We start from the raw sequence: 16,532 nt of genomic DNA on the forward strand, positions 1-16,532 counted from the left end.
TTCTCCTCAGCGCACTTGCTCGACCTGCACGGCGAAGCGCGTGACGTGCTCCTGCCGGGCGAGGTCCATCACGTGCACGATGTCGCCGTGCACGGCCGCACGGTCACCACTGATCACCAGGGTCAGCTCGGGGTTGCCCGCCGCGGCCGTGCGCAGGCGTTGTGAGAACTGGGCCTCCGTGACGGGCTGATCGTTGAAGACCAGCACCCCGCCCGGACGCACGGCCACGATGGCCGTGGATGGCGCGGCGCTGTCGGAGCTGGCGCTGCTGGGCAAGTCCACGTGCAGCGACTGCGCCACCACGTACGTGGCGGACACCATCATGATGACGAGCAGCACGAGCACCACGTCCACCATGGGCGTCACGTTGATGCCGACGATCATGCCGCCGCCGCGACGACGGCCACCGCCGCTGGGCGTGGTACCGGCCATGGCTCAGCGGCTCCCTTCGAAGGCGAGGCAGAGGTGCCGCTCGGCTCGGCTTCGGCGTCAGCCCAGGCTCGCCTTCTCGGCTCGAGCTTGCCGAGCGAGAGCGTCTCGCCCTCGATGTCCGACGCGCGCTTCTGGCCCACGTTGAACGCCACGACGGCGGGGAGAGCCACGAAGATGCCGACGCCCGTGGCGATCAAGGCCTCGGCGATGCCGGCCATGACGTTGTCCATGCCCGCGCCGTTGCCAGCGCTCAGGTGCTGGAAGGCCTCGATGACACCGATGACGGTGCCGAACAGCCCCACGAACGGCGCGTTGTTCCCGAGCGTTCCGAGGAAGGTCATGCTGTTCTCGAGGCGAGCGCGCTCACGCTCGATGCGCGCGTCCACCGCTTCGAGGAAGGCATCCGGGCCACCGCGACGGTAGTCGAGTGCGCCACGCAGCACGTCCACCTCGACCGACTGGAACTTGGCCAGCGTGGTCTCGAGATCCGCGATGCTGCGGCCACGCAGGGCCTGGTCGATGCCCTCGCGCAAGCCGGCGGCTCCGCGCCGGTTGCGGCGGAAGAAGAGCGCGCGCTCGAGGATCGCCCCGATCGAGATGATCGAGAGGCCGAAGAGGAGGTAGAGCACCCAGGCGCTGCCCAGCAGCGCGACGTGCATCAGTTGTTCGACGATGTTCATGGTGGGGCCTGTCTGTGTTCGTGACTAAGGGAAGGTCAGTGTGGTGAGGTAGGTCCCGAGCTCGGTCCCGCCGTTGGCAGAGAGGTCGAGGAGCTGACCCGGGTACTCGTCGGTCAGCTCGAGGGAGTAGGTGCCGTCGCCATGGTCGACGCGGCGGTAGATCTCGACGACGTACGTGACCGCGGGCTGGCCACAGGCGTCGAACAGGTTCACGAAGATGTCCCAGCTGCCTTCGCTCGGGTCCTCTGCGAAGACCACGGTCTCGCGCAGGAGACCGTCGGACACGCAGTTGGCCAGCGCGTTGCGCCCGAAGCGCGGGAAGACGGGGTTGGTCAGGTCCTCCGCCGTCACCGGTCCAGCGCCGGCGCCCGTGGGGCGGCGCGCGTCCACGATCTCGCCGTCGGGCCCGGCCAGCGCCAGGTCCACGTTGGCCTCCGCGGAGAAGCGCAGCGAGACGATGGTGGCGGGCGGGCGCTGGGTCGCGTCGCACGCGTTGCGGTTGTCCGGCACCGGGCTGCGAATGCAGATGGGCAAGTCGACCTGGCGGCCGCCGCGACCTTCTTCGTCCACGGCGACGAAGCGCAGCGCGTGTCGGCCGGGCTCGATCTCGCCGAAGTCCAGGTTGAACGAGAACACCAGCTGGCCCACCACGAACGGGTCGCGCCCGAGCACGGGCCTGCTCCACCAGGTGTCGCCATAGCCCACCAGCTGGACACCGATCGCCCAGGCGTCATCGGTCACGGTGCCGCCGAAGGACCGAGCGCGCTGGCCGGGGTTGAACTCGGTGTTCAGCACGTCGATGGCGACGACGCGCGGACCCGTGGCGTCTGTGGTGTCGGGTGGGAAGCCCGGCAGCGCTTCGCGCCGCAATCGCCCGCCGTTCATGTAGATCGGCTCGTCCACGCCGATGGGCTGCACGTCGCCACACGCCGCGAGCAGTGTGGCACCGGTGAGCAGCAGCAGGGTTGCGGACTTCATCAGAAGACCCCCTGCAGGCGCACCGTGAGGCGGTTGTTCTTGAGGTCCGCCGGGCGACCGTTCGCGCCACGCGCCAGGTGGTCGATGATGAAGTCGTACTGCGCCGTGACGCGGCCGATGCCGGGCCAGCGCACGCCACCGGTCAGCGCGAGCGTGTGCACCGACGAGGGGATGGGCGAGACCAAGCCACGCTGCGAGATCAAGAGGTCGATGTTCGGGTCGTAGAAGTCGTACCGCGCGCCGAAGATGCCGTAGCGCGTGATGTCCTGGACCACCGCGACATACGCGCTGAGGTGGCGCAGGTCCGAACCCGCGGTGATGGGGTCCGCCACCGCGAAGCCTCGGTCGAGGTTGTTGGCCATGCTGACCTCGCCGTAGATGCGCGTGGCCCCGGCGGGGGTGTGGATGGCGAGAGCGACGTCCACACCGAGCGCCCAGCGGTCGAAGGTCTGCGAGGGCGTGGCGCCACGGCCAGGCAGGGAGAAGAGCTCGTCCTGCGAGATGGTGCCGTCCTCGTTGAGGTCGATCCATTGCAGCGAGTTGCTCGTCGCGTCGCGGCCCGGGTGGAAGCCCTTGCCCGAGAGGAAGCTGAAGCCCGAGAGGAACTCGTAGCGCTGCTCGGGGCCCCCACCGAGCTGTACCCCGAGGCGGCCGATCACGTCGGGTGCGCGCGTGGGATCGCTGCGCAGCGTGCCGGCCCGGTCGTCGATGGGGGTGCCGTTCATCACCGCCACCTCGAGGCGCAGTGGGCCATAGGCGCCGCTGACCACCGCGCCCACGTCGGTGGGACCGGGGAAGAGCGCCAGCGAGCCGAGCGAGCGCTCCATGAAGAGCTGCTCGTCCTGACCGAGCTGCAGCTCCACGCCATAGGGCAGCTCGGTGAGACCCACCGTCAGCGCGGCGTGCGGAGGCGCCGAGGCATCTTCTTCATTGCGCAGGAGCAGCGCGACGTTGGCGCGGCGCACCGAGACGGTGGGCCCGTTGGTGGTGCTCCCGTCGATCTCGAGCTCGGCCGCCACCCACTCGTGCGCGGCGCGCAGGCGCAAGCGACCACGCCGGATGCTGAAGCGGTCCTCGTTGAGCGGCGCACCACCCGGCGCTAGCTGGTCCTCGGACAGGTCGGTGCGCTCGTACTGCACCTGCATGTAGCCCGAGAGGCTGAGGCCGATGGGTGCCCGGACGGTGCGCGCGCGTGTGTTCACCGCCAGCGGGGTGCGGGTCTCGGCCAAGATGCCGGGCGGCGCCAGCACCACACCCGCACGTGGCGGGGCGGTGGAAGCCGTCGCGGGAGGAGTGCCTTCGGGTTCCTCTTCTTCGGTGCGCTCCACCTGGGCGAGGCGGGCGCGCAGTCGCGCGAGCTCGTCTTCGAGGGCCGCGAGGCGAGCCTCCCGAGCTTCGTCCGCCGCGTTCACTGTCGGCGGAGGTGGCGTGGGTGGGGGCTCGCTCGGAGGCGAGTCCGAGGCTTCGAATTCGAATTCGACCTCCTCGTCGTCCCCCTCGGAGGCCGGCTGCGCGCTGACGGCGAGAGGGGAGCAGAGGGTGAGCGAGAGCAGGAGTACGCGCGCGGGGAGATGAGGCGAGGAATGGATCATTCGAGGTGCTCGGTAGCGCGGTCTTGGCGGCTACGAACGAGCCCCTGTGCAAGCACGGTGCCAGTCGCGAAAGCTCTTGTATGGAGAAGTTCCCGTCCAGCCTCCTGGCTCAAACCAGCAAATGCTCCGGCACGCACAGAAAGCCCGTGATCCGTGCTGGCGGTGTTCTGGTTCCTCTGTGTGCAGCTCTCTTTGCGGACAATTAGGAACGCCGCCACCGAGGGTTCGATGACGGCGCTTGTCGTGGAACAGCGAGGTCTCAGGGTAGTGGCGGAAGCTCTCCGTTGTCTCCCAGCAGCGGCAGCCGGGCTTCGTTGTCGAAGGGAGCGCACCCCGTGAGGGGACACGCGTTGATCAGCTCGAGCGACGTGCTGGGGGTGCCGGTGAAGCAGCCCGCGTCCACGCCGGCATCCGTGCCCAGGTCCTCGTCGCCTTGGTCGACGGGCGGTCCCAGGTCCACGGGGCCTTGGTCGGGGTTGTTGTTGTCACCGTCACCACCACAGCCGACGACGCCGAGCGCGGCCGCGAGGAAAGTGAGGGTGAGCACGAGTCGAGCGCCGGGGATGCGGATGTTCTTTGTCGTCATGATGTTCACCAAGCCTCGCAGTAGCCGCTGCGGCACACGTCGGTTGCGTTCGGACACTCGCTGTCTTGCGTGCACTCTTCGCAGGTGGTCTCACCTGTCGCGAGGAAGTCGAAGACGCAGTTGCAGGGGGCGGTCGGGGCGTACGAGGCGAGAGCACCGTAGTCCTCCACGCGCGAGACCTGCATCGCGCAGTCGGGCACCGTGCCATCGGCGATGATCAGCTCGAGGTTCGGCACCTGGGCCGTCGGCGCGGCCACACCCGTGATGGCGTTGACGAAGCGAGCCACGCGCGCGTTGGTGATCGCACCCGTGGTGGGGTTCACGGGCGCAAAGAAGCGGTGGTTGGTCCACAGCCAGTACTTGCCGATGCGGACGTTGCGCTTGTCGAAGGCCGTGGGTGTGGAGTCCGCCCAGTAGCCACAGTTCTGGTCGAAGTGCTGGTAGGCCAGCGCCTTGACCGTGCCACGGTTTGCCTGGGCCACTTCCACGCTCACGAAGCCCAAGAGGGACGCGTAGTCGGTGGTCGTTGCGTTGGTGATCGGATTGGTGCCGGTCGAGACGCCGGCGATCATGGCCTGGTTGGTCACGACGTCGGTGCCGAGGAAGCGGGCCGGCGGCAATGTGATCGCCGCCGCGATGGCCAAGAGCGCCGCCGAGGTCGGGCTGCGGGAGAGGAGGAAGGCCTCGTCATCCCAGGGCGCCGCCTGACTCTCGTCACCAAAGCCATAGGCCAGGAAGGCCGCTTCGGCGCTGATGACGGACTGATTGGAGTCCGGGTGCGTGATGAACTGCCAACCCGTGACCGGCCCGACGAAGTTGCCGATAGTGTTCGGGAGTCCCGCCGAGTAGCCCACGCAGGCCTCGGGCTGCGCGGCCATGTAACCGAAGTCGGCCGCGACACCCGCACCCGAGTGGATGCACTGATGCTCGGTGCCGTCCGCGTCCCAGTAGCGGGCCGTGCCGGTGATGTTGACGGGCGTACCCGAGGGCCCGACGAGGGCCGCCATGGCGTTGCAGGCACCGGGGTCGGACCACACGATGGTGATCGGGTCCGCTTCACCACGGAGCGCGACGGCGAAGCTCCCGATCAGCGGGCGCGCGGCGCTGCCGCCGGTGCCGTAGATGGGGTTGACGAACGAGATGGTGGAACAGTCGGGCGTCTGCGCGGCCGCCGAGCGCACGTCGAGCGTACAGACGGTCAGAGCGGCGAGGCCGATCCAAGCCAGTCCTGGGCTCCTACGAGTAAGGTTCATGGGTTTCTCCAGCGTCTCCAAAAGGACAAGTCGAGGGGGCCGAAAAGTCGGCGCGCACCCGCCCTGAGCACGGTGCGTGCCAGCATGTCGACGCGTGCTGATGCACCACTTCAAACCCCTGATATGGCTCACATTTCGAGCACGACTCAGTGCTGGTGCGCGCGTCTCGAGCCCCGCCCCGCCTAGCGATCGCCACGGGCCACACAGCTCCATCACGGGCTTGCCAGCTTACTTCACGGGCACTCGTCGACAGGGCCCACGGTCCGGCGGTGAGCCCCCAACCGGAGCGCGATCACGACGTTTCCGTGAAATGTCACGGGCTGTGGTATTTGCTGGATTTACCGTTGCCAGAGCGGGTGCCCTGAGGATGTCTCCAGTGGACCCCTGAAATCACACGGGATTCTCGGCGCATCTCGCTGGCACAAGCCGTGCTTAGCGCCCGGCCATGCCAACCGCTTCGTTTAGTCTATCCGGCGCTCCCGCGGGTGTCCTCCCCTTCCTGCTGACCCTGGGCGCCCTCGCTTTCGGCTGCTCCGGCTCGAGCAGCAGCGAGGCCGCTGCCACCGAGGGCAACACCATCACCCTCGGCGCGTACACGACGCCCCGCGAAGCCTACGGCGACATCCTGCCCGCGTTCCGTGCGCACCACCGCGCAGCCGGTGGCGCCGACGTGACCATCCGCGAGTCCTATCTCGGCAGCGGCGCCCAAGCGCGCGCCATCCTTGGTGGCTTCGAAGCCGACGTCGCGGCGCTCTCGCTCGAGCCCGACATCGAGCTGCTGCGTGAGGGTGGGCTCATCCGCCACGACTGGCATGCGGGCGAGCACGACGGGATGGTCACGCGCTCCGTCGTCGTCATCGGTGTGCGCCCCGGCAACCCCAAGAACATCCGCACATGGCAGGACCTGGCGCGCCCCGGCATCGAGGTGCTCACGCCAAACGTGCGCACCAGCGGTGGCGCCATGTGGAACGTGCTCGCCATCTACGGCGCTGCGATCCGCGGGCATGCTGGCGTGCCTGCGGGAGACCGCGCCGCCGCCATCGGCCTCTTGGCGGACATCCTGCGCAACGTGAAGATCATGGACCGCGGCGCGCGCGACTCCATGCTCACCTTCGAGCGCGGCGTGGGCGACGCCATCATCACGTACGAGAACGAGATCCTGGTGGGCCGCGCCGACGGCCGCGACTACGAGTACGTGACCGGCGGCTCCACCATCCTCATCGAGAACCCGGTGGCCATCGTCGACGCGAACGTGGACCGCCACGGGACGCGTGAGGTGGCGCAGGCGTTCATCGACTACCTGACCACGCCCGAGGCGCAGCGCGTGTTCGCGCAGCACGGCCTGCGCCCCGTGGTGGAGAGCGTGGCCACCGAGACGCAAGCACGCTTTGCCGCGGTGGAAGACCTCTTCACCATCCGTGACCTGGGCGGCTGGGCCGAGGCGCAGCGCCTGCTGTTCGCCGAGAACGGCGTCTACGACCAAGCGCTCGCGCGCGGGCAGCAGGAGAACCGATGAGCACCCCCAGCCACGCGCTCCATCCGAGTGGCGGTGAGCGCGCGCTGCGCCTCGGCGTCGCGTCCTACGCCATCGCGTTGGTGGCCATCCCGCTGGTGGTGATCGTGCACGTCGCGTTCGCCGACGGCTTCGACGCCTTCTGGCAGCATGTCACGGCGCCCGTCGCGAAAGCGGCGCTGTGGCTCACCTTGTGGACCGCCGTGCTGGTGGGCGTGCTCAACACCTTCCTCGGCACCGCCACGGCTTGGGTGCTGGTGCGCTACCCCCTGCCGGGTCGCGCGCTGCTCTCGGCCCTGGTGGACCTCCCGCTGGCCGTCCCCACGCTCGTTGCCGGCGTCATGCTGGCCATCCTGTACGGCCCCTCCTCGGTGGCGGGCGAGCGCTTCGAGGCCTGGGGCTTCGAGGTGATCTTCGCGCCCCCCGGCATCGTCATCGCGCTGCTGTTCGTGACGCTGCCCTTCGTGGTGCGCGCGGTGGAGCCGCTGCTCGCCGAGATCGACCCCGCCGAAGAAGAGGCCGCCATCGTGCTCGGCGCCGGTCCGTGGCGAACCTTCCGCACGGTGTTCCTGCCGGCCATCATGCCCGCCGCCATCTCGGGCGGCATCCGCTCGCTGGGCCGCGCGCTCGGTGAGTTCGGCTCCATCGTGGTGGTGGCCGGCAACATCCCGTTCGAGACGCTCACGGCGCCGGTCTTCCTCTTCGGCGAGATCGAGAGCGGCGCCCCCAAGGCGGCCGCCGCCGTGTCCACGGTGCTGCTGGTGTTCGCGCTCTCGCTGCACGGCGTGGCGCGCTACCTCGAAGAGCACACGGGAGCTCGCGATGCAGCGCGTTGATGCAGAGCCCCTGCGCATGACGCCCGTGCCCACGACGGCCGCCCTGCCCACGGTGTCGCGGCCGCGCACCATCCTGGGTCAGCTCACGCTGGCTGCGGTGGTGCTCGCGTACCTCGGCGTCATCCTGTTGGCGCCCATCGTGGCGCTGGTGGTCGAGACCGCGAAGGTGGGCTTCGGTCCCGCCTTCGAGGCCGTCATGACGCCCGACGCGCTCTCGGCGCTCGAACGCTCGTTCCTGCTCGTGGTCATCGCGCTGGCCGTCAACACCGTGGTGGGCACGCTCGGCGCCATCGTGATCGTGCGGCACCGCTTCCCGGGCCGGCGCTTGCTGAGCGCCCTCTTCGACCTGCCGCTGGCCGTGTCGCCCGTCATGATCGGGCTCGGCTTCCTGCTGCTGGTGGGGCGCGACGGCCTCTTCGAGCCGGCGCTCACCACGCTGGGCCTGAAGGTGGTGTTCTCGCTGCCCGGCCTGGTCATCGGCACGCTGTTCGTGACGCTGCCCTACACGGTGCGCGAGATCGCCTACGTGCTCGAGGAGATCGGCACGAGCGAAGAGGAGGCCGCCACCACGCTGGGCGCGTCTCCGTGGCAGACCTTCTTCCGCGTCACGTTGCCCAACATCCGGCTCGCGCTCGGCTACGGGCTGCTGATGACGGCCGCGCGCACGCTGGGCGAGTTCGGCGCCGTGCTGGTCTTGGGCGGCAGCATCTCGGGGCAGACCCAGACCGCCACCACCTTCATCCACGACGCCATCGAAGAGCGCCACCTCGCGGGCGCCTACGGCATGGCGATGGTCCTGGCGGTGGTCAGCGTCGCCCTCTTGTTGGTGTTGGAGTTCGCAAAGAGTCGTAGGCAGCCGGCGACGGCAGGCAAGGCAGGCACATGAGGATCCGAGTCGAAAATCTCTCGAAGCGCTTCGGCAGCTTCGTGGCCGTCAACAACGTCAGCTTCGAGGTGGAGAGCGGCTCGCTGGTCGCGCTGCTGGGCCCCTCGGGCAGCGGCAAGAGCACCATCCTGCGCATCCTGGCGGGGCTCGAGTCCGCCGACTCGGGGCGCGTCTGGTTCGACGACGAGGAGGCCACGCACGTGCACGCGCGCAGCCGCGGCATCGGCTTCGTGTTCCAGCACTATGCGCTCTTCCGGCACCTCACCGTGGGCGACAACGTGGCGTTCGGGCTGGACGTGCGAAAGGTCCCCAAAGAGATCTCCGCCAAGCGCGCCAGCGAGCTCTTGCAGCTGGTGGGCCTCGGCGGCCTCGAGCACCGCTACCCCGCGCAGCTCTCCGGTGGTCAGCGGCAGCGCGTGGCGCTCGCGCGTGCCCTCGCCCCCGAGCCCAAGCTCCTGCTGCTGGACGAACCCTTCGGGGCCGTGGACGCCAAGGTGCGCGAGGAGCTGCGCCAGTGGCTGCGACGCCTGCACGACGAGGTGGGCGTCACGTCCATCTTCGTGACGCACGACCAGGACGAGGCCTTCGCCGTGTCGGACCGTGTGCTGGTCATTCATCAGGGCGGGCTCGAGCAGAGCGGCACGCCCACCGAGATCCTGGACGAGCCGGCCACCGAGTTCGTGGCCAGCTTCGTGGGCGAGGTGAACGTGTTCGCGTCCGTGGTGGAAGACGGCAAGGCGGTGGTGGGCGAGCTGCACGCACCGCTGCGTGGCCAGCACGCCGAGGGGCCCGTGCGCCTGGTGATCCGGTCGTACGACCTCAAGTTCTGGCGTGACGACCAGGGCATCGCGACGGTGGAGCGCGTGGTCACGCTGGGCGACCGCGTCCGCATCCACGCCACCCTCGACGGGGCCGGGCCGATCGTCGCGCAGTTCCCCCGACGCAGCAGCTTGCTCAAGGGGATCGAGCCTGGCTCGCGGATTGCTGTGGAGGTCACCAGCGCCCGCACCTATCCCGTGGAAACCGCGCAAGCCCAGGTGTAGCCGTGAAATATGATGGAAAATCCAGCGCCCGAGTGTCACGTTTCCGTGAATGGGCGCTCGCAAGCCAGGAAAGCCGGACATGAGTCTCGAGTCCCAGCTGTGGCGCGAGGTCTGCCAGCACCTCGAGCTCGAGGAGTCCGTTCAGCGCGTGTTCGACATCCTGGCCGAGCACGTGCCGGTGGTGGCGCTGGTCATTCGGCGGCTCGACCTGGACCCACTGCGGCTCACCACGGTGGCCATGGGCACGGCCGAGCACGGTGACGCGCAGGCCGACGCCCGCAAGCGCTGGCCCTCGCGCACGGACCTCGACCGCGTGGCCGCGCGCGAGCTGACGCACCTGCTGGACCAGAAGCGCTTGGCCATCGTGTCGCGCCGGGAGCCCTTCCTGGCCGAGGCGCTGGTGCCCAAGACGGTGGTGGGCACGGTCATCGCCATGCCGCTCGCGGCGGGCGGCAAGCCGGTGGGCGTGGCGTTGCTGCTGGTGGACCCGGAGGTGAACGTCGGCCACGACCACCTCGACATCCTCGCGCCGGCCGCGTGGCCGCTGGGCGTGGCGTTCGAGAACGACCTGCGCCTGCACGAGCTGGCACGCATGCGCGAGGCCCTCGAGGCGGACCGCGAGGCGCTGTTGTCGCGCCTCGAGCGGCAGGACATCAGCGAGGTGGTGATCGGCGAGCTGGGCGGCCTGTCCAACGTCATGCAGCGCGTGGAGCAGGTGGCCAAGACCGATGCGCCCGTGCTGGTGCTGGGCGAGACGGGCTCCGGCAAGGAGGTCATCGCGCGCGCCATCCACTCGCGCTCGCGGCGGTCCAAGGGGCCCGTGGTGCGCATCAACTGCGGCGCCATCCCCTCGGAGCTGGTGGACTCGGAGCTGTTCGGCCACGAGCGCGGCTCGTTCACGGGCGCGGTAGCCACGCGCAAGGGCTGGTTCGAGCGCGCCGACGGCGGGACGTTGTTCCTGGACGAGATCGGCGAGCTGCCGCTGGCCGCCCAGGTGCGCCTGCTGCGCGTGCTGCAAGACGGCACGCTCGAGCGCGTGGGCGGCACGCAGACCATCAGCGTGGACGTGCGCATCGTGGCCGCCACGCACCGGCACCTCGAGACCATGGTGGCCGAGGGCACGTTCCGTGAAGACCTCTGGTATCGCCTGAGCGTGTTCCCCGTGCGCCTGCCCGCCCTGCGCGAGCGCACCGAGGACATCCAAGTGCTGGCCTCGCACTTCGCCGACCGCGCGGGCAAGCGCCTGGGCGGAGCCCCGCTCACGCTGACGGCGTCGGACATCGAGCTGCTGCACACCTATCAGTGGCCTGGCAACGTGCGCGAGCTGGCGGCCGTCATCGAGCGTGCCGCCATCCTGGGCAACGGCCGCCGCCTCGAGCTGCGCACCGCCCTCGGGTCCTCCACGGAGGCGCCGCCCGCGCGGCCCACGCCGGGGCGCACCGACACGTCACGCCCACCCGCACAGCAAGCCGCTCCGCCCGGCAAGATCACCAGCTTGGACGACGCCATGGCCAAGCACATCGAGCGCGCGCTCGAAGCCTGCCACGGCCGCATCGAGGGCCCCTTCGGCGCCGCCAAGGTGCTGGGCATCAACCCGCACACGCTGCGCGCGCGCATGCGCAAGCTGGGCCTCGAGTGGCAGAAGTACCGCGGGGCCGACGGGCAGCCGGCGCAGGAGTAGTCAGACGGGTCAGAGCGTCGCTCCACGGTCGTGAACGTGGAGGTTGACGGCGACGGCGACGGTGACGAAACCGCTAGGAGATCACGGTGACGGGCGCGCTCGGGTACACGTGCTCGCGCGCGCCGTCGTAGCGCACGCGCACCACGTTGCCGGGCGCTAGCTTCGCGAAGGTCGGCGAGCCCACGAAGAGCGTCTCTTGGTCCATGAAGGCGGCGCTGCCGTCGTCGGGGGTGACCTCGAACAGGACCACGATGTAGTACTCGTCGCGCTCCTTGCGCTCACGCACCACCGCGCGCCGCAGCACCCGCCCACGCCCGAGCGCGCCGAATTCGGAGGTGTACGTGGCCCGCAGGTGGCGCAGGAGCATGTAGATTCGATACAGCGCGAGCAGCCCAGTGAGGACGCCGAGCACGGCGTATCGCCACGACTCGCTCGCGTTCGCCGCCCCCCACCCGGAGAGCCCTGCGGCGAGCCCGATCCAGACGAGGTGGAAGGCCACACCCGAGAGCCCAATCGGCAGGTGGCGGACGAGCTCGAGGTGGCTCGAGAGGAGCAGGTTCGAGACCGCCCGCTCCGCTTCGTCGCGCGGCACGGACGCCAGCTGGGCGTAGAGCGCGATGGCTTCGTCGCGCTTGTCGTCGAACACCAGCTGCTTGACCCGCTCGATCTCCTCGCCCGCCACGGCTTGCGCTTCGAAGGTCGCGGGTGCGAGCTCTGCCGCCGCGGAGGTGAGCGTCAGGCTCACGTTGCAGTAGATGCAGATGGCATGTCGGGCCGGCTCTTTGCCAGAGACGGGCGCACCGCAGTTGGGGCAAGTGGACATCGAGACCAGCATGCCCAGGGTTGTCGCTCCGCCTACAGCGTGATGTCCAGCTGCAGGTGCACCACGTGGTCGGCGCGGCCGAACTCGGCGCCCGGAGGCATGCGCGCAATCCAGTCGGCCTGCAGCTTCAGCTTGTGGTCGTTGAAGTAGTAGTTGGCGCCGGCTGCGATCTCGAGGCCGCGGGTGTCCACCTCGCTGATGTACGCGGGCGCCGTGCCGCTCAGCGCGTACAAGCGTGAGACGCGCCCCACCAGCTCGAAGGGCGGGTCGAACACATAGGACCCTTGCAGGATCCAGCCGTGGCCCGAACGCGTGTACTCCACCACGGGGTTGCCGTCGTCGTCGGTGGACAGGATCTGGTCGTTGGAAGCGCCGCGGTAGATGTACTCGGCTTGCAGCGCGAAACCGCGCCACTTGAACACCAGGTCGAGGGCGGCCTGCACGTAGTCCGTGGTGCCGCCCGTGAAGGTGGTGCCCGTGGTGCTGCGCGAGCGGTTGGTGTTGAGGTTGGCGGCGAAGGCGGCGCCGAGCGCGAGGCCCGGCTGCGCGCGACGCTTCAGGTCGCCCTCCGTGTCGTCGTCGATGTCGCCGAGCGGGCGCAGCTCCACGCGCGCCACCAGCAGGGCGCCGGGCTCGCGACCGAGGCTCAGGTTGGTGCCGCCGCCGCCGAAGACGCCCACGCGCCAGGCCACGGGTGACTCGTCGCCCAGGAAGTGGTCCGAGTAGAGCATCACGCCCACGTCGCGATCGAGCGTGAGCTCCAGCACGGGGCGCGGCCGGTCGGCCATCTGCAGGCCCGACTCGCGCACGGTGCGCAGCCGGTCGAAGGGCACGAAGAACTGGCCCGCGCGCAGGCTGAAGTCGCGGTGCACCTTCCAGTCCAGGTAGGCATCGAAGATGGGCGAGATGGCGCCATCGCGGAAGTCGCGCCCGGCCACGGCCAGCTGGATCATGTAGGTCAGCTCGGGCACGCGGATGTGCCCCGAGAACCACAGGCGCGCCGTGCCGATGTTGACGAGCTGGTCGAGGTCTCGATCGCCCATCGCGTCCTCGTTCGGGATGCTCAGCTGGTAGCGCAGCTGGATGCGGCTGCGGACGTTCAGTGAGAACACGTCGCCCACGGTCAGCGTGACGCCCGACCCCTGCGCGCCGGTCAGCGTGTAGGCAGGCACCTCGGCTTCAGCGGCCGGCTCCGACGCGAGCTGGACAGGCGGGACGTCCGCCACCGGAGCCGGCGCACCGGACTCTGCAGCAGGCTCGGCCGCGCCCCCCGTGACGGAGGGCTCGGCCGTGTCGCCCCCCGCGGGTTGGGCGCTGACCGGAGCCGTCAGGAGCGAGTAGAGCAACGCCACGATGGACGCTGCCGAAGCACGCCTCGAAGGCGCAACTGAGCAAGGGATGGGCATGGGTTGGAAAGTCCTCGCGGCCGCCAGAGCAGGGAACGTGCCAGCGAATTCGTCGGTTTTTCCAGACACCAGCCAGCAAGCATCCGTTACCCGACACGGATTATCGCGCAACCAGCAAATACGCTGGCGAGGCCGTGAGGCGTGGTCAGGGCACCAGGCTCAGCCCGCCGGCGTGAGCGTGCACGTGGCGGCGGGGGGACCCGTGACCACCGGGCGGCGCGTTCCGTCCGAGGGGCTCCGTGCGGCCCCCCGGACGCACGTACTCACGGCGCAGCGCAGGCCCGCTCGCCGGCACCACGTACTCCATCCCCACGCCGAGGCCCCACCAGAAGTAGTGCCGGCCGTCAGCCTCGTCCCAGCTGTTCGAGATCAGGAAACCGTCCTCGCCGGGGTTGCGTTGCAGCAGCTCGGGCCCCGCCTCGCCCGGGATGATGTGATAGGTGACCGCGGCCGCGGTGTCGGAGACCTCGAGCGGCGCGCCTTCCCCGTCGACGCAGCCTGCCAGCGTGTAGCTGGCCGTCTGACGGTCGAGCGGGAGGTCGGCACCGACCGTGCGACCTCCGTGGATCATGGACCCGCCGCACCCGGCGACGAGCGCGAGACCAGCGAACGCAGAGCAACCGAACAGATTGACTAGACGCATGATATCCCCCTGGTAAAAGGTGATTCAAAGTACGCTTGCTGTTCGGCCAGATCTAGGGGGGTCGAGCGCATCACGGCACTCACGCCGGGAATCACTGGAAAGGCTGAGGTTCGGCCGTGAAGTTGCCGCTCATGTTCAGCGCCACGCCCCCGCAGCCGAGCGGGTAGGCGTCCAGCAGGTAGGCCACGCGCGCGGGCCCGGGCGGTGGGGCGGCGTCCAGCTCGAGGTCCGCCACCAGCGTGATGGCCTCCCCCGGCGACAGCAGCACGCCCTCGAGGTAGTCGCACACGCTCGGGCCGAGGCCGGGCCCACAATGAGGGCACCCGAACGACGTGCCGCGCCCGATCAAGGGGAACATGTCGCCCTCGCCGAAGTCGGCCGCCGCGTGCAGCAGCCCGAAGAGCGGCACCACCACGGGCGCGCTGCCCCGGTTCGCGAGGCGCACGCCGGCGAAGTAGACGTGCTCCGCCGACACCAGGACCACCGGCTCCTGCACCACCAGCCCCGCGGCGTTGGCGTCCACCGGCAGCGGCGCCATGGGGCCCCCCAGCTCCGGGGCCGTTCCGGTGAGAGGCACTTCGAAGCGCACGCGTCGGACGATGATGGGGCGCACGCCACCCGGCCGCGTGACGTGCAGCTCGAACTCGCCCCGCGCGGCCACCTGCGGGACGGACTCCTCGAAGGCGCGCGTGAGGCGCAGCTCCTCTCCGGACCGCAGCAGCACACCGTCCATGGGCATGCACGACGTGTCCGCCGGCGGGGCGTCGTCGGCCGTGCCGAGGCGCAGGGTCTCCTCTCCCTCGGAGTCCACGAACGTGGCCGCTCGCAACGCCGACTCGCCGGTGAGCACCACCCGGTCGCTCGGGCCCACGTTGCGCACGCGGACGCCCACCATGTACCCGCCCGCGAGGGCCTCCATGAAGCCCTGCACCTCGAGCCCGCGCTCGATGTGGACCGCCTCGGTGGTGGCTTCCGTGACGTCCCGCTCTTCTGGGGCCACCGCCATGGGCGGCGTGGCCGCGCACCCCAGCGCGCTGCCCATGGAGACCAGGATGCACGCGCGGGACAGCCACAGGGACGCGCGACGAATGGAAGAGGTGATGGTCACTCGATCGGCAGTGTATCTGCGGTGAACTCGCCCCGCAGCCATGTGTCGCCCTGGCAAGGCAGGCCAGGCGCCCCGAACTCGTAGCCGACTTCGATCGGTCCGAGGCCGTCCTGCTCACACAGGTTCGCCTCGGCCAGCAGCGTCGCGGCCTCGCCGGGGGCCAACATGACGCCCGCGAGTCCCGTGCACATGGTCGGTGTGGGGCGCCAGGAGCAGGTGTACCCACGGCCTCGCATGGTCAGGGTGAACGATCCGTCGGGGAAGCTCATGGACGTCGCCAAGAGCCAGCTCTCGAAGGACAGCACGACCGGAGCCGCGGTGGTGTTGCGAACCCGGACCCCGATGGCGTGCTGCCCATTGGACTCGAAGACGTAGCCCGCTTCCACGCGCGGCGACCCGGAGGCAGCTGGGCCCACTGCGGCCCCCTTGTCGTGAGGCAGGGGAACCTCGACGCGGAAGCGCCGCAGCGTGACGGCCGATGGCCGCGCAGCGGGGAAGAGAAACATCCCCAGCGTGCCCTCGAGCGCCACCAAGTCGGGCGTGGTGACGACCACCGAGACCAGTCGCGTGTCCTCGCCGGGGCGCAGCAGTACGCCTCTCAGCTCCTCTTCCGATTCGCTGACGTCGAGTGGCGCGGATGGCAGCTCTTCCCAGCGCAACGCGTCGATGGACGCCGCACCGCCGTCGCCTGCGCGGAACACGTCCAGCTCGTGGAAGCCGAAGCTCGGCGCGATCACGAACGCGCGCAGGGCGCGGTTGTGGACGTGGAGCCCCACGACGTACCCGCCTGGAACAGGCTTGCTGAAGACCTCTACGTGAACGCGGGGCAGACGCGGCACCTGTCTCCCATCTCCTTCGGGTGCACGCGTGCTCGATGCTGCGGGTCGCACAGGATGGGCTGCCGGCCCGCAGCCGAGCGCGCAGAAGGTCGTGAGCACGCAGAGAGCGCGCATGCGGGGTCCCGAGACTTGCATCCCCCGTCAGACCCCAGCCAGCGCGAAAAGTTCGCGGGCACCCACGCCCTCCAACGAGAAACGGCGGACCCCAAGCTGGGACCCGCCGTTCTCCTGTC

16 protein-coding genes are annotated in these 16,532 nt (G+C 69.7%); 5 read left to right on the forward strand and 11 right to left on the reverse strand.

From position 1 onward, the window contains the following. Positions 1 to 6: 6 nt before the first annotated feature. The 6 genes from IPI43_03835 to IPI43_03860 form a co-directional block, all read right to left on the reverse strand. A complete protein-coding gene (locus tag IPI43_03835; protein MBK7773255.1) occupies positions 7 to 432 on the reverse strand; it encodes a biopolymer transporter ExbD in 426 nt (141 codons plus the stop codon). Further along, entirely contained in the window at positions 381 to 1,112 is a 732-nt protein-coding gene (locus IPI43_03840) for a MotA/TolQ/ExbB proton channel family protein (GenBank protein MBK7773256.1), read from the reverse strand. The genes IPI43_03835 and IPI43_03840 overlap by 52 nt, the downstream gene beginning before the upstream one ends. A 24-nt stretch (positions 1,113 to 1,136) precedes the next feature. Further along, entirely contained in the window at positions 1,137 to 2,090 is a 954-nt protein-coding gene (locus IPI43_03845) for a hypothetical protein (GenBank protein MBK7773257.1), read from the reverse strand. Further along, on the reverse strand, positions 2,090 to 3,682 hold the full coding sequence (locus tag IPI43_03850) for a hypothetical protein (protein ID MBK7773258.1): 1,593 nt from the start codon (positions 3,680 to 3,682) through the stop codon (positions 2,090 to 2,092). Before IPI43_03850 ends, IPI43_03845 begins: the two co-directional genes overlap by 1 nt. Before the next feature lie 259 nt (positions 3,683 to 3,941). Continuing rightward, a complete protein-coding gene (locus tag IPI43_03855) occupies positions 3,942 to 4,268 on the reverse strand; it encodes a hypothetical protein (GenBank protein ID MBK7773259.1) in 327 nt (108 codons plus the stop codon). Positions 4,269 to 4,273: 5 nt separating this feature from the next. Beyond that, positions 4,274 to 5,521, reverse strand: coding sequence for a hypothetical protein (locus IPI43_03860; GenBank protein MBK7773260.1), 1,248 nt, complete (start codon positions 5,519 to 5,521; stop codon positions 4,274 to 4,276). A 445-nt stretch (positions 5,522 to 5,966) separates the two neighbouring features. On the opposite strand from IPI43_03860, the gene IPI43_03865 reads away from it, so the two are divergent. From IPI43_03865 to IPI43_03885, 5 genes are all read left to right on the forward strand, one after another. Continuing rightward, positions 5,967 to 7,037: a sulfate ABC transporter substrate-binding protein gene (locus tag IPI43_03865; GenBank protein ID MBK7773261.1), complete on the forward strand. Its 1,071-nt coding sequence runs from the start codon at positions 5,967 to 5,969 to the stop codon at positions 7,035 to 7,037. After that, positions 7,034 to 7,870 carry a sulfate ABC transporter permease subunit gene (locus IPI43_03870; GenBank protein ID MBK7773262.1) on the forward strand — a complete coding sequence of 279 codons (837 nt, stop codon included), beginning with the start codon at positions 7,034 to 7,036 and terminating at the stop codon, positions 7,868 to 7,870. Before IPI43_03865 ends, IPI43_03870 begins: the two co-directional genes overlap by 4 nt. Then, the gene (locus tag IPI43_03875) at positions 7,857 to 8,756 is read left to right on the forward strand and encodes a sulfate ABC transporter permease subunit (GenBank protein ID MBK7773263.1); all 900 of its coding nucleotides are present in this window, start codon (positions 7,857 to 7,859) and stop codon (positions 8,754 to 8,756) included. Before IPI43_03870 ends, IPI43_03875 begins: the two co-directional genes overlap by 14 nt. Next, complete coding sequence (gene cysA / locus IPI43_03880) at positions 8,753 to 9,799, forward strand: sulfate ABC transporter ATP-binding protein (protein MBK7773264.1); 1,047 nt, start codon at positions 8,753 to 8,755, stop codon at positions 9,797 to 9,799. The genes IPI43_03875 and cysA overlap by 4 nt, the downstream gene beginning before the upstream one ends. A 79-nt stretch (positions 9,800 to 9,878) precedes the next feature. Further along, positions 9,879 to 11,480, forward strand: coding sequence for a sigma 54-interacting transcriptional regulator (locus IPI43_03885; GenBank protein ID MBK7773265.1), 1,602 nt, complete (start codon positions 9,879 to 9,881; stop codon positions 11,478 to 11,480). Between the two features lie 73 nt (positions 11,481 to 11,553). On the opposite strand, the gene IPI43_03890 is transcribed toward IPI43_03885, so the two are convergent. From IPI43_03890 to IPI43_03910, 5 genes are all read right to left on the reverse strand, one after another. Further along, the gene (locus tag IPI43_03890; protein ID MBK7773266.1) at positions 11,554 to 12,303 is read right to left on the reverse strand and encodes a hypothetical protein; all 750 of its coding nucleotides are present in this window, start codon (positions 12,301 to 12,303) and stop codon (positions 11,554 to 11,556) included. Positions 12,304 to 12,335: 32 nt separating this feature from the next. After that, positions 12,336 to 13,655, reverse strand: a complete 1,320-nt coding sequence (locus tag IPI43_03895) for a porin (GenBank protein MBK7773267.1) — start codon at positions 13,653 to 13,655, stop codon at positions 12,336 to 12,338. Between the two features lie 199 nt (positions 13,656 to 13,854). Beyond that, entirely contained in the window at positions 13,855 to 14,352 is a 498-nt protein-coding gene (locus IPI43_03900) for a hypothetical protein (GenBank protein ID MBK7773268.1), read from the reverse strand. Positions 14,353 to 14,443: 91 nt separating this feature from the next. After that, positions 14,444 to 15,460: a hypothetical protein gene (locus IPI43_03905; protein MBK7773269.1), complete on the reverse strand. Its 1,017-nt coding sequence runs from the start codon at positions 15,458 to 15,460 to the stop codon at positions 14,444 to 14,446. Further along, positions 15,457 to 16,299, reverse strand: a complete 843-nt coding sequence (locus IPI43_03910; protein ID MBK7773270.1) for a hypothetical protein — start codon at positions 16,297 to 16,299, stop codon at positions 15,457 to 15,459. The genes IPI43_03905 and IPI43_03910 overlap by 4 nt, the downstream gene beginning before the upstream one ends. Positions 16,300 to 16,532 lie beyond the last annotated feature (233 nt).

It is taken from the genome of Sandaracinaceae bacterium (assembly GCA_016706685.1).
In the GTDB taxonomy this organism is placed as follows: Bacteria; Myxococcota_A; Polyangia; order Polyangiales; family Houyiibacteriaceae; genus JADJJE01.

Coding starts and splice junctions, on each gene's coding strand:
- IPI43_03900 (MBK7773268.1), bottom strand. CDS start 14,352: ATGCGTCTAGTCAATCTGTTCGGTTGCTCTGCGTTCGCTGGTCTCGCG.
- IPI43_03875 (MBK7773263.1), top strand. CDS start 7,857: ATGCAGCGCGTTGATGCAGAGCCCCTGCGCATGACGCCCGTGCCCACG.
- IPI43_03845 (MBK7773257.1), bottom strand. CDS start 2,090: ATGAAGTCCGCAACCCTGCTGCTGCTCACCGGTGCCACACTGCTCGCG.
- IPI43_03860 (MBK7773260.1), bottom strand. CDS start 5,521: ATGAACCTTACTCGTAGGAGCCCAGGACTGGCTTGGATCGGCCTCGCC.
- IPI43_03865 (MBK7773261.1), top strand. CDS start 5,967: ATGCCAACCGCTTCGTTTAGTCTATCCGGCGCTCCCGCGGGTGTCCTC.
- IPI43_03840 (MBK7773256.1), bottom strand. CDS start 1,112: ATGAACATCGTCGAACAACTGATGCACGTCGCGCTGCTGGGCAGCGCC.
- IPI43_03870 (MBK7773262.1), top strand. CDS start 7,034: ATGAGCACCCCCAGCCACGCGCTCCATCCGAGTGGCGGTGAGCGCGCG.
- IPI43_03835 (MBK7773255.1), bottom strand. CDS start 432: ATGGCCGGTACCACGCCCAGCGGCGGTGGCCGTCGTCGCGGCGGCGGC.
- cysA (MBK7773264.1), top strand. CDS start 8,753: ATGAGGATCCGAGTCGAAAATCTCTCGAAGCGCTTCGGCAGCTTCGTG.
- IPI43_03885 (MBK7773265.1), top strand. CDS start 9,879: ATGAGTCTCGAGTCCCAGCTGTGGCGCGAGGTCTGCCAGCACCTCGAG.
- IPI43_03850 (MBK7773258.1), bottom strand. CDS start 3,682: ATGATCCATTCCTCGCCTCATCTCCCCGCGCGCGTACTCCTGCTCTCG.
- IPI43_03855 (MBK7773259.1), bottom strand. CDS start 4,268: ATGACGACAAAGAACATCCGCATCCCCGGCGCTCGACTCGTGCTCACC.
- IPI43_03890 (MBK7773266.1), bottom strand. CDS start 12,303: ATGTCCACTTGCCCCAACTGCGGTGCGCCCGTCTCTGGCAAAGAGCCG.